16 protein-coding genes are annotated in these 20,380 nt (G+C 56.5%); 7 read left to right on the top strand and 9 right to left on the bottom strand.

From position 1 onward, the window contains the following. Window positions 1-244 precede the first annotated feature (244 nt). Genes hofQ through pilM form a run of 5 tightly spaced genes read right to left on the bottom strand, consistent with a single transcriptional unit; the run spans window position 245 to window position 3,763 of the window. Window positions 245-1,516, bottom strand: a complete 1,272-nt coding sequence (gene hofQ, locus ACL2XJ_RS10240) for a DNA uptake porin HofQ (protein WP_413726443.1) — start codon at window positions 1,514-1,516, stop codon at window positions 245-247. Beyond that, window positions 1,513-1,824, bottom strand: coding sequence for a hypothetical protein (locus ACL2XJ_RS10235; protein WP_413726442.1), 312 nt, complete (start codon window positions 1,822-1,824; stop codon window positions 1,513-1,515). The genes hofQ and ACL2XJ_RS10235 overlap by 4 nt, the downstream gene beginning before the upstream one ends. Beyond that, entirely contained in the window at window positions 1,814-2,371 is a 558-nt protein-coding gene (locus tag ACL2XJ_RS10230; protein ID WP_413726441.1) for a hypothetical protein, read from the bottom strand. The genes ACL2XJ_RS10235 and ACL2XJ_RS10230 overlap by 11 nt, the downstream gene beginning before the upstream one ends. Next, the gene (locus ACL2XJ_RS10225; RefSeq protein WP_413726440.1) at window positions 2,358-2,912 is read right to left on the bottom strand and encodes a PilN domain-containing protein; all 555 of its coding nucleotides are present in this window, start codon (window positions 2,910-2,912) and stop codon (window positions 2,358-2,360) included. The genes ACL2XJ_RS10230 and ACL2XJ_RS10225 overlap by 14 nt, the downstream gene beginning before the upstream one ends. Next, window positions 2,912-3,763, bottom strand: coding sequence for a pilus assembly protein PilM (gene pilM / locus ACL2XJ_RS10220; protein ID WP_413726439.1), 852 nt, complete (start codon window positions 3,761-3,763; stop codon window positions 2,912-2,914). Before pilM ends, ACL2XJ_RS10225 begins: the two co-directional genes overlap by 1 nt. 118 nt (window positions 3,764-3,881) lie before the next feature. Here pilM and mrcA point away from each other — a divergent pair, with 118 nt between their 5' ends. After that, window positions 3,882-6,413: a peptidoglycan glycosyltransferase/peptidoglycan DD-transpeptidase MrcA gene (gene mrcA, locus ACL2XJ_RS10215; RefSeq protein ID WP_413726438.1), complete on the top strand. Its 2,532-nt coding sequence runs from the start codon at window positions 3,882-3,884 to the stop codon at window positions 6,411-6,413. Window positions 6,414-6,929: 516 nt separating this feature from the next. On the opposite strand, the gene nudE is transcribed toward mrcA, so the two are convergent. Then, window positions 6,930-7,487, bottom strand: coding sequence for an ADP compounds hydrolase NudE (gene nudE / locus ACL2XJ_RS10210; RefSeq protein WP_132923719.1), 558 nt, complete (start codon window positions 7,485-7,487; stop codon window positions 6,930-6,932). Window positions 7,488-7,958: 471 nt separating this feature from the next. Here nudE and ACL2XJ_RS10205 point away from each other — a divergent pair, with 471 nt between their 5' ends. From ACL2XJ_RS10205 to pckA, 4 genes are all read left to right on the top strand, one after another. Next, window positions 7,959-10,082 (top strand): IgaA/UmoB family intracellular growth attenuator, encoded by a 2,124-nt coding sequence (locus ACL2XJ_RS10205; protein ID WP_413726437.1) that lies wholly within the window; start codon window positions 7,959-7,961, stop codon window positions 10,080-10,082. A 255-nt stretch (window positions 10,083-10,337) separates the two neighbouring features. Beyond that, entirely contained in the window at window positions 10,338-10,760 is a 423-nt protein-coding gene (gene hslR / locus ACL2XJ_RS10200) for a ribosome-associated heat shock protein Hsp15 (protein WP_132927902.1), read from the top strand. Between the two features lie 29 nt (window positions 10,761-10,789). After that, a complete protein-coding gene (hslO, locus tag ACL2XJ_RS10195) occupies window positions 10,790-11,668 on the top strand; it encodes an Hsp33 family molecular chaperone HslO (RefSeq protein ID WP_413726436.1) in 879 nt (292 codons plus the stop codon). Window positions 11,669-11,868: 200 nt separating this feature from the next. Next, window positions 11,869-13,488 carry a phosphoenolpyruvate carboxykinase (ATP) gene (pckA, locus tag ACL2XJ_RS10190; protein ID WP_413726435.1) on the top strand — a complete coding sequence of 540 codons (1,620 nt, stop codon included), beginning with the start codon at window positions 11,869-11,871 and terminating at the stop codon, window positions 13,486-13,488. A gap of 272 nt (window positions 13,489-13,760) precedes the next feature. On the opposite strand, the gene envZ is transcribed toward pckA, so the two are convergent. The 3 genes from envZ to greB form a co-directional block, all read right to left on the bottom strand. After that, the gene (gene envZ / locus ACL2XJ_RS10185; protein ID WP_132923723.1) at window positions 13,761-15,128 is read right to left on the bottom strand and encodes a two-component system sensor histidine kinase EnvZ; all 1,368 of its coding nucleotides are present in this window, start codon (window positions 15,126-15,128) and stop codon (window positions 13,761-13,763) included. Next, complete coding sequence (gene ompR, locus ACL2XJ_RS10180) at window positions 15,125-15,844, bottom strand: two-component system response regulator OmpR (protein ID WP_003853014.1); 720 nt, start codon at window positions 15,842-15,844, stop codon at window positions 15,125-15,127. Before ompR ends, envZ begins: the two co-directional genes overlap by 4 nt. A gap of 231 nt (window positions 15,845-16,075) precedes the next feature. Continuing rightward, a complete protein-coding gene (gene greB, locus ACL2XJ_RS10175; protein WP_203522984.1) occupies window positions 16,076-16,558 on the bottom strand; it encodes a transcription elongation factor GreB in 483 nt (160 codons plus the stop codon). Window positions 16,559-16,775: 217 nt separating this feature from the next. Between greB and ACL2XJ_RS10170 the strand changes: the two genes are divergently transcribed. Together ACL2XJ_RS10170 and feoA are read left to right on the top strand one after the other, a co-directional pair. After that, a complete protein-coding gene (locus ACL2XJ_RS10170) occupies window positions 16,776-19,100 on the top strand; it encodes a Tex family protein (protein ID WP_413726434.1) in 2,325 nt (774 codons plus the stop codon). 939 nt (window positions 19,101-20,039) lie between these two features. Next, window positions 20,040-20,264 (top strand): ferrous iron transporter A, encoded by a 225-nt coding sequence (gene feoA, locus ACL2XJ_RS10165; RefSeq protein ID WP_203522986.1) that lies wholly within the window; start codon window positions 20,040-20,042, stop codon window positions 20,262-20,264. Window positions 20,265-20,380 lie beyond the last annotated feature (116 nt).

The raw sequence follows: 20,380 nt of genomic DNA, 5'->3' as shown, positions 1-20,380 counted from the left end.
TAGTGCGAGAATCAGACGAAAAATTATCTCAACACTCGGGGTAGTTTGGCAACCGATTAAATCGATGCTCACACCGCAAGGAAGAATTCCGATATCGCTATCGAAATTACAGGTGACGCAAAAACAGCGATGCTCAATGGGTTACCCTTGTAAGCGAAATCTGTCACAGCGTCAAATTGATCGCGAAAAAAACGCATAATTTGTTGCTAAGGCCCCGATTTTGCCCAAATTGAGATAATCAAGTTTACCCTGATATTCGCGTGGGCGTTATAAAAATAACCAGTTCACGCTGTTTATAGTGTCCCTGTTGGCGTTTAAACAGATGTCCCAGCCAGGGGATGTCCGCCAGCAGCGGAATTTTATCCTTGGTTTCGTGTTTTTGGCGCTGGAAAATGCCGCCCAAAACAATGGTTTCCCCATCGGCAATGGTCACTTGGGTTTTAATTTCCTCCATGTCGATGGAAATACCCTCATTGCCGCCTTGCTTGAGCATTTGTCCGGGTACGTTTTGACTGAGGCGCAAATCGAGAGTGACCTTGCCGTTGCGCAGTATTTTCGGCGTCACTTCCATTTTCAGCACCGCCTCTTTGAACTGAATGGACGAGCCTTTGCTTTTGCTCTTTTTCATCTGATAGGGCAGTTCCGTGCCTTGCTTGATGCTGGCGGTGCGCTGATGGGCGGTATACAGCCGCGGGCTGGCCAGGATATCCACCTTGTTTTCCTGTTCCAGGGCGGTCAGTTCCAGTTCCAGCAAACGACCGCTCAGGCGCGCCAGACGGAACCCCATGCTGGCATAATGCTCCCCCAGGGGCAGACTCACCCCCATGTTCGCCGTTCGCCGCCCCATATCGGCGGAATGTTGCCAGTCGACGCCGATATTGCGTAAATTATCGCGGCTGATGGTCACGATATGGGCGGTAATCATGACCTGCTCCAGCGGCAAATCCCAGATCTTTATCCAGTCGGTCACGTTGGCCAGCGCCTCGTCGGTATCCCGCAACACCAATGAATTGGTACGTTTGTCCAGCACCAGGGTACCGCGGGGCGACATAAGGCTTTTGCGCAATGTCCCGATATTTTTCGCCACTTCGGCGGCATCCGCGTGCTGCAGCGTCACCAGCCGGTTGGATAACGGCTGTTCACTTTCCCGCCGGCGCTGCGCTTCGGCCTGCTGCTCCTGGCGGGCGGCAAGCTGCTCCGCGGGATAAACCAGCAACACATTTCCCCGACGCTCCAGGTGAAGGCGGCCGGAACCGACGATCAGGTCCACCGCCTGCTGCCAGGGCACGCCATGCAGATTGAGGCTGATATTGCCCTTGATACCCGGCGCTACCACCAGGTTGAGCCGCTGATGCTCAGCCAGGGCCCGCAATACCTGTTGAATGGGGGCGTCGTCGAACACCAGCGTCACCGGCTTGCCTTTTCCGGCGGAAGATTCAGCGGGCGATTCCGCGGCGCAAAGCCCGATAGACAACAATAAAAACAGCAATCCTGCAATTGACCGGCGTCCTTTCACGGTATTTCATCCTTGTTAAAATCATGCTTGTTAAAATCAGCGGCGAAAGGGGGAATGGCCGGCCCCTCCGCCTCGCGCTTATGCCAGCGGCCTTGCTTATCGGTAGTCCAAAGATGCCAGCATTCGCTATCTCCCACCCATCCTTTTACCGGCGCGCCGTCGGTCCGTTCTGCCCGGATGTCCGGTTCCGGGGCAAAGGGATTGCGTTCAGCGCTTGCCCGCTCCGCCGATACCGGCGCGGCGCCTGGCGGCAATGGCAGGATGCTTAACCAGATGAATAGCGCCCCCCGCCGACGGCTATTTCCCATGGTCCGTCCCCGGCGCCGGTTCCGCCAGCTCAAACTCAATATCCAGGACGCTCCCGCGTGCCGCCACCGCAAAAGAGGCCAGAGATAAACCGCCCGACAGCTCGGCCAAACGTTTTAACATCAGGCGCAGCCCCGGATAATCCGTGGTCGCCGCCACGGTCCAGCGGCGGGGACAGTCGTGCCCGGCGGGGGATAGCGGGGCGGCCCGCCAGGTTAATTTCCCGCCAACACCGGGATCGATGGATCTGATAAAGACAGCCGGTTTCCGGCGCACCGTTTCGCAGGCGGCCAAATCGCGCTGGATTGATGAAATGCGCGTTTCAAGCCGCGCCTGCGCCGGCCATTCGGCCATGGCGCGCCGGTGCTGCAGCAGCGCGTGTTCAAGCTGCCGGATATCCCGGCGCGTATCTTCCAGAGCGCTGTGACCGGGACGGAGCAGCAGCAACGCGCCGAGGGCGATAACCGCCGCCGACGCAGCCAGCGCCGATGTCAAACCCCGCCAGGACAGGCCCCCCCCGCGCCACGGCCAGTGTTCAGCGGGGCGCATCTTTTATCGCCTCCCCCGGCCAGGAGGCTTGCAGCTGAAATCGCAGCAGGCCGTTCTCCAAACGGGTAATTTCACGCCAATGCGCCGTTTCCAGCGGGGGATGATGCCTTAAGCGGCTATCAGTTTCGGCGATGGCGGCATAACTCCGGCTACAGCCCTCGGCCAACAATCGACCCTCCCGCAAGCGCAGCGAGGTCAACCACAATCCCGGCGGCAACAGCGCCGGCAGATGTTGAAAAAAACGCTGATATCGCTGGTTAACGAGCCGGTTCCGCCGGCAACGGTCCAGGGTATCCTGCAGCCGTGCGCATTGATCCATCCGCTGTTGGTGCTCATGCCGCTGCCGCCGGGCCTGTTCTTGCTGCCGCAGCAGCAGCGCCTGGCGCGCCGACAGCACCGTCTGCTCTTCCCGCCAGCGCAGGGCCAACCCGCCGGTGATACAGAGAGCCAGCAGCAGTTCAGCCGCCAGCACGGCCCCCGCCGCCATTGCCCTGCGGCGGCGGCGTTGCTGCCGCCACGGCAGCAGATTCACCTGGTACATCAGGCATCCTCCAGGCGCAGCGCCAGGCCCCCGGCGATAAGAAAGGCCTGCGGCCGGGGCGGAACGGGAGGAAATATCTGCCAGAAGGTGTCGAAAGGCGGCCAGGCAAGCGCGTCCTTCGGCGCGTCCGCGCCTGCAATGCTGCTAAAATACGCGCCCGGGCAAACCGCGCCCCTCTCGCCGGACGGCGGCGGGCCGATTATCCGGCGCAAGGCCTCGAAGTCTAAGGCGTCCTCGCGGCGGACGAAGCCGAATTCAAGAGGACGGGACAAAGGGGATATCCAGCACCAGCCGTCGTCCAGCCCGTGAATCAGCATGGCGTTCCGCTCCAGTTCGGCATGGCGGGCCATACAACGCAGGGCGCACGGCATGAAATCCATGATCTGCGGATCAAGACCGGCGGCGGACAGGCAAGATTGCCATTGCGCTACGGCGGTTTGCCGGGCGGCGGTGACCAGCAGGGTATTCGGCACCAGGGGATCGTTCTGGTAATCAAACAGCAGCGGGCCGCTGTCCTCCGGGAAATGGCGTTTGGCATGGGAGCCGACATACCATTCCCGTTCCGGTTCACGCAGCCTCCGGTCCGGCGCTTTGATCCGCCGCTGCGAAAACAGATGAGCCGGCAAACAAACTCGTAACGAAATGCTACCGGGCAACTGTTTGCGCCACTCGGCCAGCAGCCGACCGACGCCGTCGCAAGGGCTTCCCTCCCTCTCATTTAACGACGCCGCCGGCAAAGCGCGCTGCCACCAATGTCTAAGCTGCCATCCCCCTCGCCGGCGTTGCACCGCCAGGGCCCGCACCGCGCCGTTTCCAATCTCCAATCCGACCTGCCAAAGACGGAATGCCATGTTTTGCCGCTCCCTATCATCCGTAATGAAAAGTACGTATCCAACGTGCAGGCTTACCTTTATACTAGCGCGCGGTTGTTTATAAACTGCCCAAACGACATGAAATGGGAAATCTCAGGTGAAGTTCGTAAAATATTTATTAATTTTTGCAGTGTGTTGCATCTTGTTGGGAGCCGCGTTGATATTCGGCATGTACAAATACATTGAGCCGCAGCTGCCTGATGTCGCCACCCTGAAAGATGTACGATTGCAAATCCCGATGCAGGTCTATAGCGCGGACGGCGAATTGATCGCCCAGTTCGGCGAAAAGCGCCGGATTCCCTTGCGGCTTGATCAAATACCCCCTGACCTGGTGCATGCTTTTGTCGCCACCGAAGACAGCCGCTTTTATGAACACCATGGCGTAGATCCGGTGGGCATCATGCGCGCCGCCTCCATTGCGCTCATGTCCGGCCATGCCACGCAAGGGGCCAGCACCATCACCCAGCAGCTGGCGCGCAACTTCTTTTTGAGTCCTGAAAGGACATTGATCCGCAAGATCAAGGAAGCCTTTCTCGCCATTCGCATCGAGCAGCTGCTGACGAAAGACGAAATCATCGAGTTGTACCTGAATAAAATCTATCTCGGCTACCGCGCCTATGGCGTCGGCGCCGCCGCCCAGGTCTACTTTGGTAAAGATGTGGGCCAGCTCAGCCTGGCTGAAATGGCGGTGATTGCCGGCTTGCCCAAAGCCCCCTCCACGTTCAACCCGCTGTTCTCCCACGATCGCGCGCTGGCGCGGCGCAATTTCGTTTTGTCCCGCATGCTGGACGAGAACTACATTACCCGCGAACAGTTCGAGCAGGCCCGCAATACGCCGCTGGTGGCCAACTACCATGCCCCGCAGATGAGTTTCTCGGCGCCTTACGTCGCTGAAATGGTCCGGCAGGACATGCTCAAGCGCTACGGGGATAATGCCTACACCGACGGTTACAAGGTCTACACCACCATCACCAAAAAGCTTCAGCTGGCGGCGCAGGACTCGGTGCGGAACAACGTCATTGATTACGATATGCGCCACGGCTACCGGGGCCCGAGCAATATTTTATGGAAAATCGGCGAAACGCCCTGGGATCAAAAACGCATCACCGGCAGCCTGAAATTGCTGCCGGTTTACGGCCCGCTGCTGCCGGCGGTGATCACCCAGGCTGACGCCGGACAGGCCGCCGCCATGATGTCGGACGGCACCAGCGTGCAGTTAACCATGACCGGCATGCACTGGGCGCGCCCGTTCAGAACCGACCGGCTGCAGGGCGCGGTGCCGAAGAAAGTCACCGATGTGGTGCAACCCGGCCAGCAGATCTGGGTACGCAAGGTGGATAACGATTGGTGGCTGGCGCAGGTACCGGACGTCAACTCGGCGCTGGTGTCCCTGGACCCTTCCACCGGAGCGGTAAAAGCGCTGGTGGGCGGTTTCGACTTCAACCAGAGCAAATTCAACCGGGCAACCCAGGCGCTGCGGCAGGTTGGGTCCAATATCAAACCCTTCCTGTATACCGCCGCCCTGGACAAGGGCCTGACCCTGGCCACCATCTTGAACGACGCGCCCATTTCCCGCTGGGATGCGGGCGCCGGCGCCGACTGGCGGCCGAAGAACTCCCCCCCCACCTATGACGGTCCGATCCGGCTGCGCCAGGGCCTGGGGCAGTCCAAAAACGTCGTTATGGTGCGCGCCATGCGCGCCATGGGCGTGGACTATGCCGCCGAGTACCTGCAACGCTTCGGTTTCCCGCCCCAGAACATCGTACATACCGAATCGCTGGCGCTGGGTTCCGCTTCGTTTACCCCTTTGCAAATGGTGCGCGGCTACGCGGTGCTGTCCAACGGCGGCTACCTGGTAGATCCCTACCTCACCGCCAAAATCGAAGGCGAGTCGGGCAACGTGCTGTTCGAAGCCAAACCGAAAACCGTCTGCGATACATGCAATCTGCCGGTGATATATGGCGATACCAATAAATCAGCGGTTTTGTCCGATGACGACATGGAAAATGTCGCCGTATCCCATCAGCCCGGTAATAACGATGCCGTCCCCATGCCGCGGCTGGAAACCGTTTCTCCCGCACAGGCCGCAGCGGACGGTGAGCAGCAATATGCCCCCCATGTTATCAGTACCCCGCTGGCCTTCCTGATCCATGACGCCCTTAACAGCAATATCTTCGGTGAACCGGGCTGGCAGGGAACCGGCTGGCGCGCCGGGCGCGATTTGAAACGCCATGATATCGGCGGGAAAACCGGTACCACCAACAGTTCAAAGGACGCCTGGTTCTCCGGCTACGGTCCGCAGACGGTAACCACGGTATGGATAGGTTTCGACGATCACCGTCGCGACCTGGGCCGGAGCCCCTTCGGCGGCGAAGGCGGTGCGCAAAGCGCCCAGCCGGCCTGGGATGATTTTATGAAAGTGGCGCTGGACGGCATACCGGAGCAGAAAATCACGCCGCCGCCGGGCATCGTCACCGTCAGCATCGACAAGAGCAGCGGTAAGTTATCCGATGGGGGCGGCAACAGCCGCGAAGAATATTTTATCGACGGCACGCAGCCAAAAGATAAAGTCGTGCATGAAGTGGGCACCACCCTAATGGATAACGGCGAATCCCATGAACTGTTCTAACGGCGGGCCAGGCCCGCGATCGCTGATCTTGCAGCGGACCTGTTAAAGGGAAACCTCGATCGTACAGGGGACGTGTTAAAGGGAGACCGTGCTGGTGGGGTCGAAGCGGGCGTGGTTTTCCCGCCCGCCCGAGCGCCCCACAGCGCGGTAGGCCCGCGTCGCCGATCGTGCAGCGAACCTGTTAAAGGGAAACCTCGATCGTATAGGGGACGTGTTAAAGGGAGACCGTGCTGGTGGGGTCGAAGCGGGCGTGGTTTTCTCGCCCGCCCGAGCGCCCCACAGCGCGGTAGGCCCGCTATCACTAAGGCTTAAACCGTGCCCGGCCGGGGCAGGATGCTAGATCGTAAACACGCCGTGAATACGTCCATGTAGGCTCGATCCGCGCCGTCCTGGCGCGGACGGTTTACTCCTCTATCATCCTGCCCCGACTCTTTGACTCCGGACTCGTTTGTTAGCAGTGAAACTCTGGGCCTAACAGTCCCCGCCGGCGGGTGAACGCGCCGAAGGTCGGCCGTTTTATTTCTGGTTCTGGAGGAGCCACGCATGGGCCAAAAACAGCGCGCTCACATTGCGCGCCTCGCGAAAATCCGGCTCGTTCAGCAGATCCATCATGGCGGCGATGGGCCAGCGCACCTGCGGTAAAGGTTCGGGTTCGTCGCCCTGGCGCCGCTGCGGGTACAGATCCCGCGCCACCAGAATATTCATCCGGCTGGAAAAATAGGAGGGCGCCATGGTCAGTTTGGTCAGGATATCCATCCGGCCGGCGCCGAAACCCACCTCCTCCATCAGCTCCCGATTGGCCGCGGTGAGAATATCCTCCCCAGGATCAATCAGTCCCTTGGGAAAACCCAGCTCATAGTCTTCTATCGCCACGGCGTATTCGCGAATCAGCACAATATGTGAGTCGATCACCGGCACGATCATGACCGCCTCGCGATCCGAAGGCTGCATCCTTTCATAAATCCTTCGCGCCCCGTTGCTGAACTCGAGATCAACGGATTCAACATTAAACAACCGGGATTGCGCGACAGTTTCGACTTTATGTATTTTTGGTTTTTGCAGATGCTTATCCATAGTTATCCCGGAGTCGACGACATACATGGCATAGCATAACCGCCTGAACGGCGAAACAACAGATGCAGACGATGAAGGTCGTTTCCCATGCCGGATATAGACGATGTTAACGTTAGCCGGTTTTAAGGCTTGATCGCATTGTGCATTAATGAGAACCTTCGCCGCAACCGTCAATAGCGGTTCCGCTCATTTTCCCGCCAGTGTCGGGAAGAATCGGCAACTCATTGTTATCCAGTGGCAAGCGAAAAGAATTATTGAGATTAAAATAGGAAAATACCGATATGTCAGGTAAGAATGGATTGTTAACCTGTACTAAGTATTGATACTCGTCCTGTTTCGTTCCTGCGCGGTTTATCAATCAAGGGATCGAATGTTTCGTTGTCGAAGGTGGATGCTCGCGAAACGGCGCCAGCTTGATACGTATCATATTCTCGATGTGTCGCAAATTTTTCGTGTATCGATGGGGATGGCATGAGCACAATAGCATTTGTATTGTCCGTACTGTTTGCCTGTGCGATCGCGGTTCTTGCTTACCGGCTTTATCGCAAACGACATCTCCCCGCCGCAAACAAGCGTTTGCCATTTCTGCAACCGATCCCACGCAAGCTGACCGCGGAAGAACGTGCGGCCATTGAACACTATTTCAAGCTTAATGAGCATCTGCAGAGCTCGCCGCTGGCGCCCGCCTCGACGGCGGAATCACTGGCGCTTACCCCACAAAGCGAGAACATCTATGCGGCTACCCACGCCATTACCCGCTACGGCCTGGTCACCGACGCGCCTCACACGTGGCGATATTATCTCGACAGCACGGAAATCCACCTGCCCCCGCTATGGGAACAATTCATCGCCGAAGAGAACCACGTCGAACTGATTAGAACCGCCGGCATCCCGCTGGTCATTGCCCTCAATGGGCATTCGCTGGTGGACTATGTCTACGCGCCGCAAACCGTCAATCCGCCGCAGACGGTACCGAACTCCTCCATGCGCGAGCAGGAGAACGAACAGGTCGAATTGCTGAATATCCGCAAGGAGACGCCGCAGGAGCACGCGGTCAACCGTCCCTCGGGGATACGGGAGGCCGCCATGGTCAGCGCGGCGCTGCTGCTGCTGTTCATGAGTTTACTGGCGCCCGTAGTGGCCGTGCCCTGGCTGGTGGCGGTCGCCGGTCTGTTGATTCTCTGCGGCGGCTGGATGCTGTTCCGGCCGCCGTCGCAGCGCACCCGGCTCGACATCCATTGTCTGCGGGGCACGCCCAAACGCTGGGGCCTATTCGGCGAATCCGGCCACAACCGCCTTGCGACCGTTTCGCTGGGCATTATCGATTTGACTTACCCACCCCACTGGCTGCCTTTTATCGACCATGATTTGGGTAAAAAAACCGAGGTGGATATCTACATCAATCGCCAGGTGGTACGTCAGGGCCGGTTTCTTTCACTGCATGACGAAATGGTGAATTTCCCGGTTCAGCGCTGGGGTAAGAACCTGGTATTGTTTTGCAGCTCTATGCTTGTCCTGTGCCTGCTACTGGCCTATGTTCCGCTCTCGCTGCCGCTGACGCTGAGCACGGCTTGGCTGAAGGGGGCGCAGAATATCCAGGCGACAGAAGCCAAAACCCTCGAAGCGGCGCCTTTGCGTATCGGCGATACGTTGAAGGTGCAGGGGACCGGCATGTGTTTTGTGGATACTACGCTTACCACCGCGCCGAAAAATCCCTTCCTGCCCTTCGACTGTTCCAGTATTTACTGGAATAACGCCGTTCCTCTGCCCACCCCTGAATCGGACACCGTAGACAAGGCGGTGGCGCTGCTTAATACCGTCGATACCCAGCTGCATCCGGAATTGAATTCCGATCCGAAAATAAATCCGGTGCTGGCGAACGCAATTCAAAAATCCGGCATGATCCTGCTGGACGACTTTGCCAATATCGTACTGAAGACGCAGGATTTGTGCGGCGACGATGCCGCCTGCGCCCGGCTTAAAACCGCTCTGGTCAATCTGGCCAACGCCCGGGACTGGCCGTCAGTGGTCAAGCGCGCCCGCAGCGGGACGCTGAAGGGAGTGAATGTGTTATTGCGGCCGGTCAGCGCCGAGACCCTTGAAAACCTGGTCAACGCCGCCACGGGGTCGTTCTTCGCCAGTGAGACCCGCCTGGCCACCAACGCCCTTAACAGTCCTCCCCCGGGCGGGGTCCTGATCAGCAGCGACGAGGGCAAGCTGCTGGTGGATCACCCCTTGCCGGTCAATTCGTTATATGATTATACCGGCGTGGCCCAATGGCGGGAATTGCAGCGTCTCTCGTCCATGCTGTTGCACACCCCTTTCAGCGCGCAGGGGGTGATTACCAATATCAGCGTCGATGTCAACGGCACCCGGCACATAGCCCTGCACAGCGAACCGGATGTCATTGCCGTTTGGCGTTACCTGGGCACCACCTTATTGTTATTGCTGGTCATTATCAGCGCGCTGGTGAATGTCTGCCTGGCAGCGCGGCGCCTGCTGAAAAGCCGCCATCGCGACCAGGATATCCAGCGGTATTATGAAAGCTGCTTTAATCCCGATTTGCCCAATGTGCCGCTGAAGACGCTGCCTTAGCCCATCGCGTCGCGGTGCGACAAAAAAATATGCTACCCTAATGGACAGGTCCGCCCCGGCGCAGGCCGGCGCGGGCATCCCTGTTTTACGTATCGCCGCCCACCATTCCGGGAGCATGCATGCCACCTGCTATCCATTGGCATCAGATTGATAATGTTATCCATGCTATGGACGGCACTTTGCCGGACCGGCACCTTGATTTATGACTTTCCACCCATACGTTTGGTTATCCCCAAGTAGTGATGCGGAGGCATGATGAAAAGTAAGGGCACTCAGGAACAGGGTCAGGATGAAAGTATCCGGCTCGATAAATGGCTATGGGCGGCCCGGTTTTATAAAACCCGCGCTATTGCCCGCGAGATGGTGGAAGGCGGCAAGGTTCACTACAACGGGCAACGGACCAAACCCAGTAAAATCATGGAAAGCGGCGCCCAAATCACGCTTCGCCAGGGTGACGATGAACGGACGGTGATTGCGCTTACGCTGACGCTGCAACGCCGGTCAGCCAGTGAAGCGCAACTGCTCTATAGCGAAACCCAGGCGAGCGTGGATAAACGGGAAAAACTGGCCGCGGCGCGCAAGATAAACGCACAGAATGTGACCCATCCGGACCGGCGTCCGGACAAAAAAGAGCGTCGCAACCTGATTAAATTTAAATATGGTGAGCCTGGGGAGTAAACCGGCCACCTCCGGTAAAAGAGACGATTATGGCCATTCAAGACCAGCTGCACCGTTATTTGTTTGAGAATTATGCCGTTCGGGGTGAACTGGTTTCATTGCATGATACCTATCGGCAAGTCCTCGGTCAGCACGATTACCCGCCATGCGTGAAAAACCTGCTCGGGGAAATGCTGGTGGCCACCAGCCTGCTCACCGCCACGCTGAAGTTCAAGGGTGAAATCACCGTACAGTTACAGGGAGACGGCCCGTTGCGTCTGGCGGTTATCAACGGCGACCATGAGCAGCATATGCGCGGCGTAGCGCGTATCAACGGCGCCATCGATGATAACAGCACCCTGCATGAAATGGTGGGCAACGGTTATCTGGTCATTACGCTGACGCCGGACGAAGGTGAGCGCTATCAGGGCGTGGTGGGGCTGGAAGGAGAACGCCTCGCCGACTGCCTGGAGAGCTATTTTTTGCAATCCGAACAGCTCCTGACCCGGCTGTTTATCCGCACCGGCATCCATAACGGCGAAGTGGCCGCCGCCGGCATGCTGCTGCAGGTGCTGCCGGCGCAAAACGCCAGCGAGGAAGATTTTGACCATCTGGCGCAGCTGACCGCCACCGTCAAGGGGGAAGAGTTGTTTAACCTTCCGGCGGACGAACTGTTATACCGGCTTTATCATCAGGAAGAAGTCACGCTGTATCCGGAGCAGGAAGTGAGCTTCCGCTGCACCTGTTCGCGCCAGCGATGTGCTGACGCGCTGCTGACGCTGCCGGACCACGACCTGCAAGAGATGCTTGTCCAGGATGGAAAAATAGATATGCATTGCGATTTCTGCGGCAGTCTTTACCGCTTTGACGCAGACGATATCAAAACGCTTAAGCAAGACCACAGCGGCTCTGACGTGCAATTGCACTGAAAAGGTGATTTCTGTCATGCGGAAATCCAGGCAGGATAACCTGCTGATATTACCCCAAGCTGAAGCAAAATTTATGCGTCAGCACACAAATCAGTGTAAAGACTGCTGACTTAGGTCATTTCATGACCCACCTCTCAGTGATGGAATGATTAAACCTTACAATCGCAGTAGGCATTAATCGAAAGCTAAGGAGTCGTCAGATGGCAAGTTATGGTATCAGTGCGCATGACCTTGTCGGCTATGGCATCACCGACTGCAGTGAGTTGATTTATAACCCGGGCTTTGCGCAATTATTCCAGGAAGAGACAGATCCTTCCCTGGAGGGTTTCGAGCGTGGCACCGTGACCCAGTCCGGAGCAGTAGCAGTGGATACCGGCATTTTTACCGGGCGTTCGCCGAAAGACAAGTATTTGGTACGCGATGACGTTACCCGCGATACGGTCTGGTGGTCAGATCAGGGTAAAGGCAATAACGACAATCACCCGCTAAGTCAGGAAACCTGGAGCGAACTTAAACAGCTCGTGGCGAAACAGCTGTCCGGCAAACGTCTGTTTGTTGTGGATACGTTTTGCGGCGCCAATGAAAATACCCGGTTGAAGGTTCGGTTTATTACCGAAGTGGCCTGGCAGGCGCATTTTGTCAAAAACATGTTTATCCGCCCGACCAAAGAAGAATTAGTCGGTTTCACACCGGATTTCGTGGTGATGAACGGCGCTAAATGCACCAATCCGGATTGGCAAAAACAGGGGATGCATTCGGAAAACTTCGTCGCATTCAATCTCACCGAACGGATGCAGTTGATCGGCGGCACCTGGTACGGCGGTGAAATGAAAAAGGGTATGTTCTCCATGATGAACTACCTCCTGCCGCTGCAAGGCATTGCCTCCATGCACTGCTCCGCCAACGTCGGCGCCGATGATGATGTCGCGGTATTCTTCGGCCTGTCCGGCACCGGCAAAACCACCCTTTCCACCGATCCGAACCGCCGTCTCATCGGCGACGACGAACATGGCTGGGATGACGACGGGGTCTTCAATTTTGAAGGCGGCTGCTACGCCAAGACCATTCATCTTTCCGAAGAAGCCGAACCGGAAATCTATCATGCCATCCGGCGCGACGCCCTGCTGGAAAACGTGGTGGTCCGCGCCGACGGCACCGTGGATTATGATGACGGCAGCAAAACCGAAAATACCCGGGTTTCCTATCCCATCTACCACATTGAAAATATCGTTAAACCCGTTTCCAAAGCCGGCCATGCATCCAAAGTGATTTTCCTCACCGCCGATGCCTTCGGGGTGCTGCCGCCGGTTTCCAGGCTGACCGTGGAACAAGCGCAATATCATTTCCTGTCGGGATTTACCGCTAAACTGGCCGGTACGGAACGGGGAATCACGGCGCCTACGCCGACGTTTTCCGCCTGCTTCGGCGCGGCATTCTTATCCCTGCATCCTACAAAATACGCCGAAGTCCTGGCAAAACGCATGAGCGCCGTAGGTGCCAAGGCTTATTTGGTGAACACCGGCTGGAACGGTACCGGTAAACGTATTTCCATCAAAGCGACCCGGACTATCATCAACGCCATATTAAGCGGCGATATCGACGATGAAGAAACCATTACATTGCCGATATTCAACCTTGCCGTGCCGATGAAGCTGGAAGGGGTAGACAGCAATATCCTCGATCCTCGCAAGACCTATGAGGATCCCAAGGCATGGCAGGAAAAAGCCGAGGATCTGGCCCACCGCTTTACCACCAATTTTGAAAAATATACCGACACCACGGCAGGACAGGCATTGGTAAAAGCCGGGCCGGCGCTTTAAAGGCGCATATGCCGGTAATCGTGGAATAATGCCCGCAAGTCGTTGTTCCGCAGGATTATCGACACAAGGAGCGGCTTTCAAGGATGAGAGCCCCCCGGCAGGTTGATGATGGACTAATACCCTGTAGCAATCCGCCCTTTACCCCGAAAGGCAGTCTCTCGGTGGTAAAGGGCTTTTTTATGCGCCGCCGAATTTCAGCAGGGCATCAGCATGGCGAGGGTTTCGCCACTGCCAGCTCACCCCGGACTTGGCGGCGGTGCCCGCGTGAATGTTCAGCTCATCTTCAGCATGGCGGTGCCCGCGGCATGATCCGTGGCATTCACCGGCAGCGGCAGATAAGCGCGTATCCGTAATCCGCCCCGCTCGCTGCTGCCAATCTCCAGCGTGCCGGTGTGAGCGTCCACAATGCGCTGTACTATCGCCAGGCCCAGCCCGGTACCGCTGGTGCTACGGGCGCTGTCGCCGCGCACAAAGGGCTGAAACAGGTACTTCAGTTGGGAAGGTTCGATACCCGGACCGTCGTCCTCCACTTCGAACCAGACCCGCAGAGCCTCTTTGCCGCTGTTCACCTTGATCCAGCCGTTACCGTAGCGGGCGGCGTTGACCACCATGTTGACCGCCGCCCGTTTGATGGATAACGGATTCACATTCACCATCAGCTCGCCGTCAAACAGGCTGGTTTCGATAATTCGTTCGTAACCGCTTTCGGCGGCCACCACTTCCGTCAGGATAGCGTTGAGATCGGCCATTTCGGTCTGCATCTCCTGCCCGGTACGCAGATAGTCGATAAACTGCTCGATAATGGCATTGCACTCTTCGATATCTTTATTGATGGATTCCGCCAGATAGCCGTCTTCGGCGCTCATCATCTCGGTGGCCAGCCGGATACGCGTCAGCGGCGTTCGCAAATCATGGCTGACGCCGGCCATTAACAGCGTGCGATCGTCCGCCAGCATTTTCACGCCGGAGGTCATTTGATTAAAGGCCCGGGTGACCGAGCGCACCTCCGAGGCGCCATATTCGCGCAGCGGCGGCGGGATAAGCCCCTTTCCCACCTGTAGCGCGGCATGTTCCAAATCCACCAGCGGCCGGTTTTGCATCCGGATAAACAGCCAGGCTCCCCCTATGGCCAGGAGCATAATGGCCAGGGTGTAGCGGAACAGGGGTGAAAAATCCCCCTGGTGGATTTCCGTTAAGGGAATGCGTACCCAAATATCCGGCGACAGCCAGGTCTTCAGCCATACCACCGGCGAATTTTTTGTCACCTCCACCCGCACATCGGTGGGCCCGCCAAGCTGCTGGGCCATCTGCTGGCTCAGGAACTCATAATGTTGCGCCCACCGCAGCCCGCTCTCTTCCGCCGCTGCCTTGGTATAAAGGGAAATACCCAGCTCACGATAGATTTCTCGCCGAAACGCCGGGGGAACCTCCAGCAGCGTACCGTCCTCCAACTGAAGACGGTCAGTCATCAACATCCTGACTTCATAGGCCAGGACCTTATTGAATTGCTGCAAACTGGGCAGAATGGCGAAGTTCAATACCACAAGGTAGGTCGTCACCAGGCTGACGAACAGCAAGGTAACGATTAATAGCAAACTGCGGGCAAACGAACTGCGCGGAGAGAAGCGCCATCGCCTCATGCTTTACTGCCGTCCGGCACGAATACGTAGCCCAAACCCCATACGGTCTGGATATAACGCGGGTGGGCGGGATCTTCCTCAACCATGCGGCGCAGGCGGGAAATCTGTACGTCGATGGACCTTTCCATGGCGCTGTATTCGCGGCCGCGGGCAAGATTCATCAGTTTGTCGCGGGATAACGGCTCGCGGGGGTGGCTTACCAGGGCCTTAAGTACCGCGAACTCCCCGCTGGTGAGGGGCATGGGTTCGTCCTCGCGAAACATTTCGCGGGTGCCGAGATTGAGTTTGAATTTGCCGAAAGCGATAATCGCCTCTTCCTGGGAAGGCGCGCCCGGTAATTCATTCGCCTGCCGCCGCAGGACCGCGCGGATGCGGGCCAGCAATTCACGTGGATTGAACGGCTTGGGTATGTAGTCGTCGGCGCCGATTTCCAAACCGACAATCCTGTCCACTTCTTCGCCTTTTGCCGTGACCATGATGATGGGCATCGGGTTGCTTTGACTGCGCAGGCGCCGGCAGATGGATAGACCATCTTCACCCGGCAGCATCAGATCGAGCACCATCAGGTGGAACGACTCGCGGGTCAGCAAACGATCCATTTGCTCGGCGTTGGCGACGCTGCGTACCTGAAAACCCTGTTCGGTCAAATACCGCTCCAGTAATGCCCGTAAACGCATATCATCGTCCACGACCAGAATTTTGTAATTCTCTTGCATTGTTTCTCTCCCAAAGGCGATACACCCGTAAGCGTATTGTTCAGAAACCTGTAAGACACGGACAGCGGTTTCAGGTGTATATTCTAAGCAAAATTGTTACAAAGCATATGGAAATACGTAGTTATCCACATTTTGAGCTTCAAAGACGCCGATTATACCCAATAGCTTTCATTCTTATTGTGCGCCGTTTACGAAATTTAAGAACCTGTTTCCCGGTTAAATAATCCTGAATCATTCCGGTCGTGGCTGGTAAGAAATGGCGGTCACATACCAGGTCTTGGGGCCGGCGGGGGTTTGCACCACCGCTTCGTCATCCACCGCTTTTTTGATCAGCGCCCGCGCCATGGGCGAATCGATGGAAATGTAGGATTTATGCTTGAAAATTTCATCAGGACCGACGATGCGAAAACCAATACGCTCCCCCTGCTCATTTTCCACTTCCACCCAGGCGCCGAAGAAAACCTTGCCCTCCTGCTGGGGGGAGTAATCCACCACCCGCGCTTCTTTTAATACCTTACGCAGATAACGCACCCGGCGATCGATTTCCCGCAGTATTTTTTTGTTGTAATGATAATCGGCATTTTCACTGCGATCCCCCAGGCTGGCGGCCCAGGAAACTTTTTCGGTGATTTCGGGCCGGTAGCGCTTCCACAGGTGGTCCAATTCCGCCTGTAATTCCTGATAGCCCTGACGGGTAATAAGGTTCGTTTTCATCATGACCTTTTAACGTAAGGATTATTGCCGGACGATATATCCTAAATGCAACCTAGCTTATGACGGGTATAAAAATATACCACAGACCGCGGCGCTGGGTGAGGCGCCCCTCTCAAACCAGGGGCGGGGATGCTCGCGCGGCTGGCATTTTGCTCACGCAATCCGTATAACTGTCCACTGCATAAGTTACCTATAACGTGATGACGACCAAAACAGTATGATGAATGAACCCCTGAATCGCCTTATCGCCGCCGAGTTGAAGGCCCGTCCTGAACAAGTGGACGCCGCGATCCGCCTGCTTGACGAAGGAAATACCGTCCCTTTCATTGCCCGTTACCGCAAAGAGGTCACCGGCGGCCTGGACGATACCCAGCTACGCCAGTTGGAAACCCGCCTCGGTTACCTGCGGGAACTGGAGGAACGGCGTCAGACTATTCTGAAATCCATCGACGACCAAGGCAAACTGACCGAACCGCTGGCTGCCGCCATTAATGCGACGCTGAGCAAAACCGAGCTGGAAGACCTCTATCTGCCGTATAAACTCAAGCGGCGCACCCGCGGGCAAATCGCCCTCGAGGCGGGGCTGGAACCCTTGGCCGATCTGTTGTGGCAGGATCCCTCCCGGCAGCCGGAAATAGTGGCGGCGGACTATGTAAACGCCGAAAAAGGCGTGGCCGATGCCAAGGCCGCCCTGGACGGGGCGCGTTATATCCTGATGGAGCGTTTTGCCGAGGATGCGGCCCTGCTGGCCAAAATCCGCCATTATCTGTGGAAAAACGCCCATCTGGTGTCGCGGGTCGTCGCCGGCAAGGAAGAGGAGGGGGCGAAATTCCGCGATTATTTCGCTCATCAGGAACCCCTGTCGCAGGTTCCGTCCCATCGCGCGCTGGCCATGTTCCGCGGTCGCAACGAAGGCGTTTTGCAAATATCCCTCAACGCCGATCCGCACTCAGACGAACCGCCCCGTGAAAGCTACTGCGAACAGATGATTGTCGATCATCTGCAGCTGCGGCTGGATCAGGCGCCGGGAGATGCCTGGCGCAGGAGCGTGGTGAACTGGACCTGGCGCATTAAAATCCTGCTGCACCTGGAAACCGAGCTGCTGGGCACCATCCGGGAGAAGGCCGAAGAAGAGGCCATCCAGGTATTCGCCCGCAATATGCACGACCTGATGATGGCCGCGCCGGCCGGTCTGCGCCCCACCATGGGACTGGATCCGGGCTTGCGCACCGGGGTAAAGGTGGCGGTGGTGGACGATACCGGCAAGCTGGTGGCCACGGATACCATCTATCCCCATACCGGCCAGACGGCGAAAGCGGCGGCGGCCGTGGCGGCCCTGTGCGTCAGGCACCGGGTGGAACTGGTGGCTATCGGCAACGGCACTGCGTCCCGTGAAACCGAGCGGTTCTTTGCCCAGGTCAAAGAGCAGTTCCCGGCCGTCACGGCGCAAAAGGTCATCGTCAGCGAGGCGGGAGCGTCGGTCTATTCCGCCTCGGAACTGGCGGCGCTGGAATTCCCGGATCTGGATGTGTCGCTGCGCGGCGCGGTGTCCATTGCCCGCCGGCTGCAGGATCCGCTGGCTGAGCTGGTGAAAATCGATCCGAAATCCATCGGCGTCGGCCAGTATCAGCATGACGTCAGCCAAAGCCTGCTGGCGAAAAAACTGGATACGGTGGTGGAAGACTGCGTGAACGCCGTCGGCGTTGATCTGAATACCGCCTCCGTGCCTTTGCTGAGCCGGGTGGCCGGGCTGACCCGTATGATGGCGCAAAATATCGTCAACTGGCGGGATGAAAACGGCCGGTTCCGGGATCGTAACCAATTGCTGAAGATCGGTCGTCTGGGACCCAAGGCTTTCGAACAGTGCGCCGGTTTTTTACGCATCAATCACGGCGATAATCCGCTGGATGCCTCAACCGTGCATCCCGAGAGCTATCCGGTGGTGGAACGCATCCTCCAGGCGATACAGCTGCCCTTGGAAGAGGTCATGGGTAACGGCGGCGCCCTGCGAACTCTGGACCCGGTTCGTTTTACCGATGAGCGCGTGGGGTTGCCAACGGTGACGGACATCCTTAAAGAGCTTGAAAAACCCGGGCGCGACCCGCGGCCGGAATTCAAGACCGCCACCTTCGCCGAGGGGGTGGAAACCATGAATGACCTGTCCTTAGGCATGATACTGGAAGGCACCGTCACTAATGTCACCAACTTCGGCGCATTCGTGGATATCGGCGTCCATCAGGACGGCCTGGTGCATATTTCCTCCCTGGCGACGCATTATGTGGACGATCCCCATAAAGTGGTGAAAGCCGGCGATATCGTCAAGGTTAAGGTCATGGACGTGGACCTGCAGCGCAAACGCATCGCCCTGACCATGCGGCTGGACGAGCAGCCGGGGGAAACCGCCAGCCGCCGCGACGGCGGCGATAAGCGGCGCGAGGCTCAGGCCCGGCCGGCGTCGAAAAACCGTCAGGCCAGCCCCTCCGCCGCCGGCAACAGCGCCATGGGCGACGCGCTGGCCGCCGCGTTAGGTAAAAAACGCTGATTTACAGAAAACATACAGAGTGATTTAAAGATTCAGCAACTAAAAAGGCGGAAGGTGGTTAATCCTCCGCCTTTATTCAGTTCCTTCGATCCTTGAGGACGTCCGGTCAGTTGCTTGACGACAACGATTATCTGCAGGGTAACGTGAATTATATTCAGCGTTACCACTATGGCATTCAGACTAATCACTGAGGCTGCTCCTATTTATTACAGAGCGCCACACGCCGCTTATGCCTTTGGGTTTCCCTCGCGACGGGTATCAGCGCTAACAGATACACGCAGTGCTCTGTGGGCAAAGGCAGATCAAACAGCACCACCTGTTTCTGATTGGGTAAACTTGAAGTGAGTAAATTGCAACTACTGCTCAGAGGACCGCATCCGCATAACTGTTAGCTCGCCGATTATATGTTCTCCATCTGAAACGGACAGTCACATTAGATTGAGGATACCAAAAAAAATGCTAAACTCGCCTAGAGCTAACAGATACATGCGGTGCTACTTCAAAGTGACCACCCATCTCGGCGAAGCAGAATAAAAAAACCTGACCTACCAAGTCAGGTTTTTTTATTGCTGATGCTCCTTAAACGATATTCATTAACCGTTAATTGATCCGAGTAATATTTTTTCATATTAATATAGTTAATAACTATTAGTTAGATAATATTATCACAGATTCATTCAATTAACCCCAATAAACATATCTTATTAACCTCAAATAAACATCCAGCGTTTGCGCCATTTAAGAATACTTTTTATTTGCAAATGAATCTCATTGGTGTTAAAAACTGTGCCATCCGATGGCCTTCCTGTCTATTATCATGAAATGAATGTATATATTGATATTACAGTCTTCTAATAAATTACATTATCAATATTGAGCATATTATTCAATTCATAACATCTTATTGTTATTCATCCATTTCATGAGAAAGAATATTACATGCACCTCATTCCACATCAACGCTATACCATCACCGGCTACACCAGCAAAATCAGCCTGGCCTTCCGGCAAAAACTTTTGTCCCTGGGTATGCTGCCGGGCAGCTCATTTCGCGTCGTTCGTATTGCCCCTTTGGGTGATCCTATTCAAATTGAGACCCGTGGAACACACTTAGCGTTACGGAAAAACGACCTTGCACAGATTATATTCAATGATGGATGCTGATCCCCTATTAATGATGTAAATATTTCATGAACACTTTTTTTAAAGGCCTTTATTTATGAAGGCGGAGTATCAATCCATCCCGCATTTTTATCTAAGCCCATTCTTACTACGGAAGC

It is taken from the genome of Sodalis sp. RH16 (assembly GCF_047324245.1).
In the GTDB taxonomy this organism is placed as follows: Bacteria; Pseudomonadota; Gammaproteobacteria; order Enterobacterales; family Enterobacteriaceae; genus Acerihabitans; species Acerihabitans ligni.
This window is presented reverse-complemented; position numbering and strand designations above follow the sequence as displayed.

What these genes read in the sequence shown, in the direction of transcription:
- ACL2XJ_RS10235 (WP_413726442.1), bottom strand. Translation starts at nt 1,824, where the DNA reads ATGGGAAATAGCCGTCGGCGGGGGGCGCTATTCATCTGGTTAAGCATC.
- ACL2XJ_RS10230 (WP_413726441.1), bottom strand. Translation starts at nt 2,371, where the DNA reads ATGCGCCCCGCTGAACACTGGCCGTGGCGCGGGGGGGGCCTGTCCTGG.
- ACL2XJ_RS10225 (WP_413726440.1), bottom strand. Translation starts at nt 2,912, where the DNA reads ATGTACCAGGTGAATCTGCTGCCGTGGCGGCAGCAACGCCGCCGCCGC.
- pilM (WP_413726439.1), bottom strand. Translation starts at nt 3,763, where the DNA reads ATGGCATTCCGTCTTTGGCAGGTCGGATTGGAGATTGGAAACGGCGCG.
- nudE (WP_132923719.1), bottom strand. Translation starts at nt 7,487, where the DNA reads ATGGATAAGCATCTGCAAAAACCAAAAATACATAAAGTCGAAACTGTC.
- ACL2XJ_RS10205 (WP_413726437.1), top strand. Translation starts at nt 7,959, where the DNA reads ATGAGCACAATAGCATTTGTATTGTCCGTACTGTTTGCCTGTGCGATC.
- hslR (WP_132927902.1), top strand. Translation starts at nt 10,338, where the DNA reads ATGAAAAGTAAGGGCACTCAGGAACAGGGTCAGGATGAAAGTATCCGG.
- hslO (WP_413726436.1), top strand. Translation starts at nt 10,790, where the DNA reads ATGGCCATTCAAGACCAGCTGCACCGTTATTTGTTTGAGAATTATGCC.
- pckA (WP_413726435.1), top strand. Translation starts at nt 11,869, where the DNA reads ATGGCAAGTTATGGTATCAGTGCGCATGACCTTGTCGGCTATGGCATC.
- envZ (WP_132923723.1), bottom strand. Translation starts at nt 15,128, where the DNA reads ATGAGGCGATGGCGCTTCTCTCCGCGCAGTTCGTTTGCCCGCAGTTTG.
- ompR (WP_003853014.1), bottom strand. Translation starts at nt 15,844, where the DNA reads ATGCAAGAGAATTACAAAATTCTGGTCGTGGACGATGATATGCGTTTA.
- greB (WP_203522984.1), bottom strand. Translation starts at nt 16,558, where the DNA reads ATGAAAACGAACCTTATTACCCGTCAGGGCTATCAGGAATTACAGGCG.
- ACL2XJ_RS10170 (WP_413726434.1), top strand. Translation starts at nt 16,776, where the DNA reads ATGATGAATGAACCCCTGAATCGCCTTATCGCCGCCGAGTTGAAGGCC.
- feoA (WP_203522986.1), top strand. Translation starts at nt 20,040, where the DNA reads ATGCACCTCATTCCACATCAACGCTATACCATCACCGGCTACACCAGC.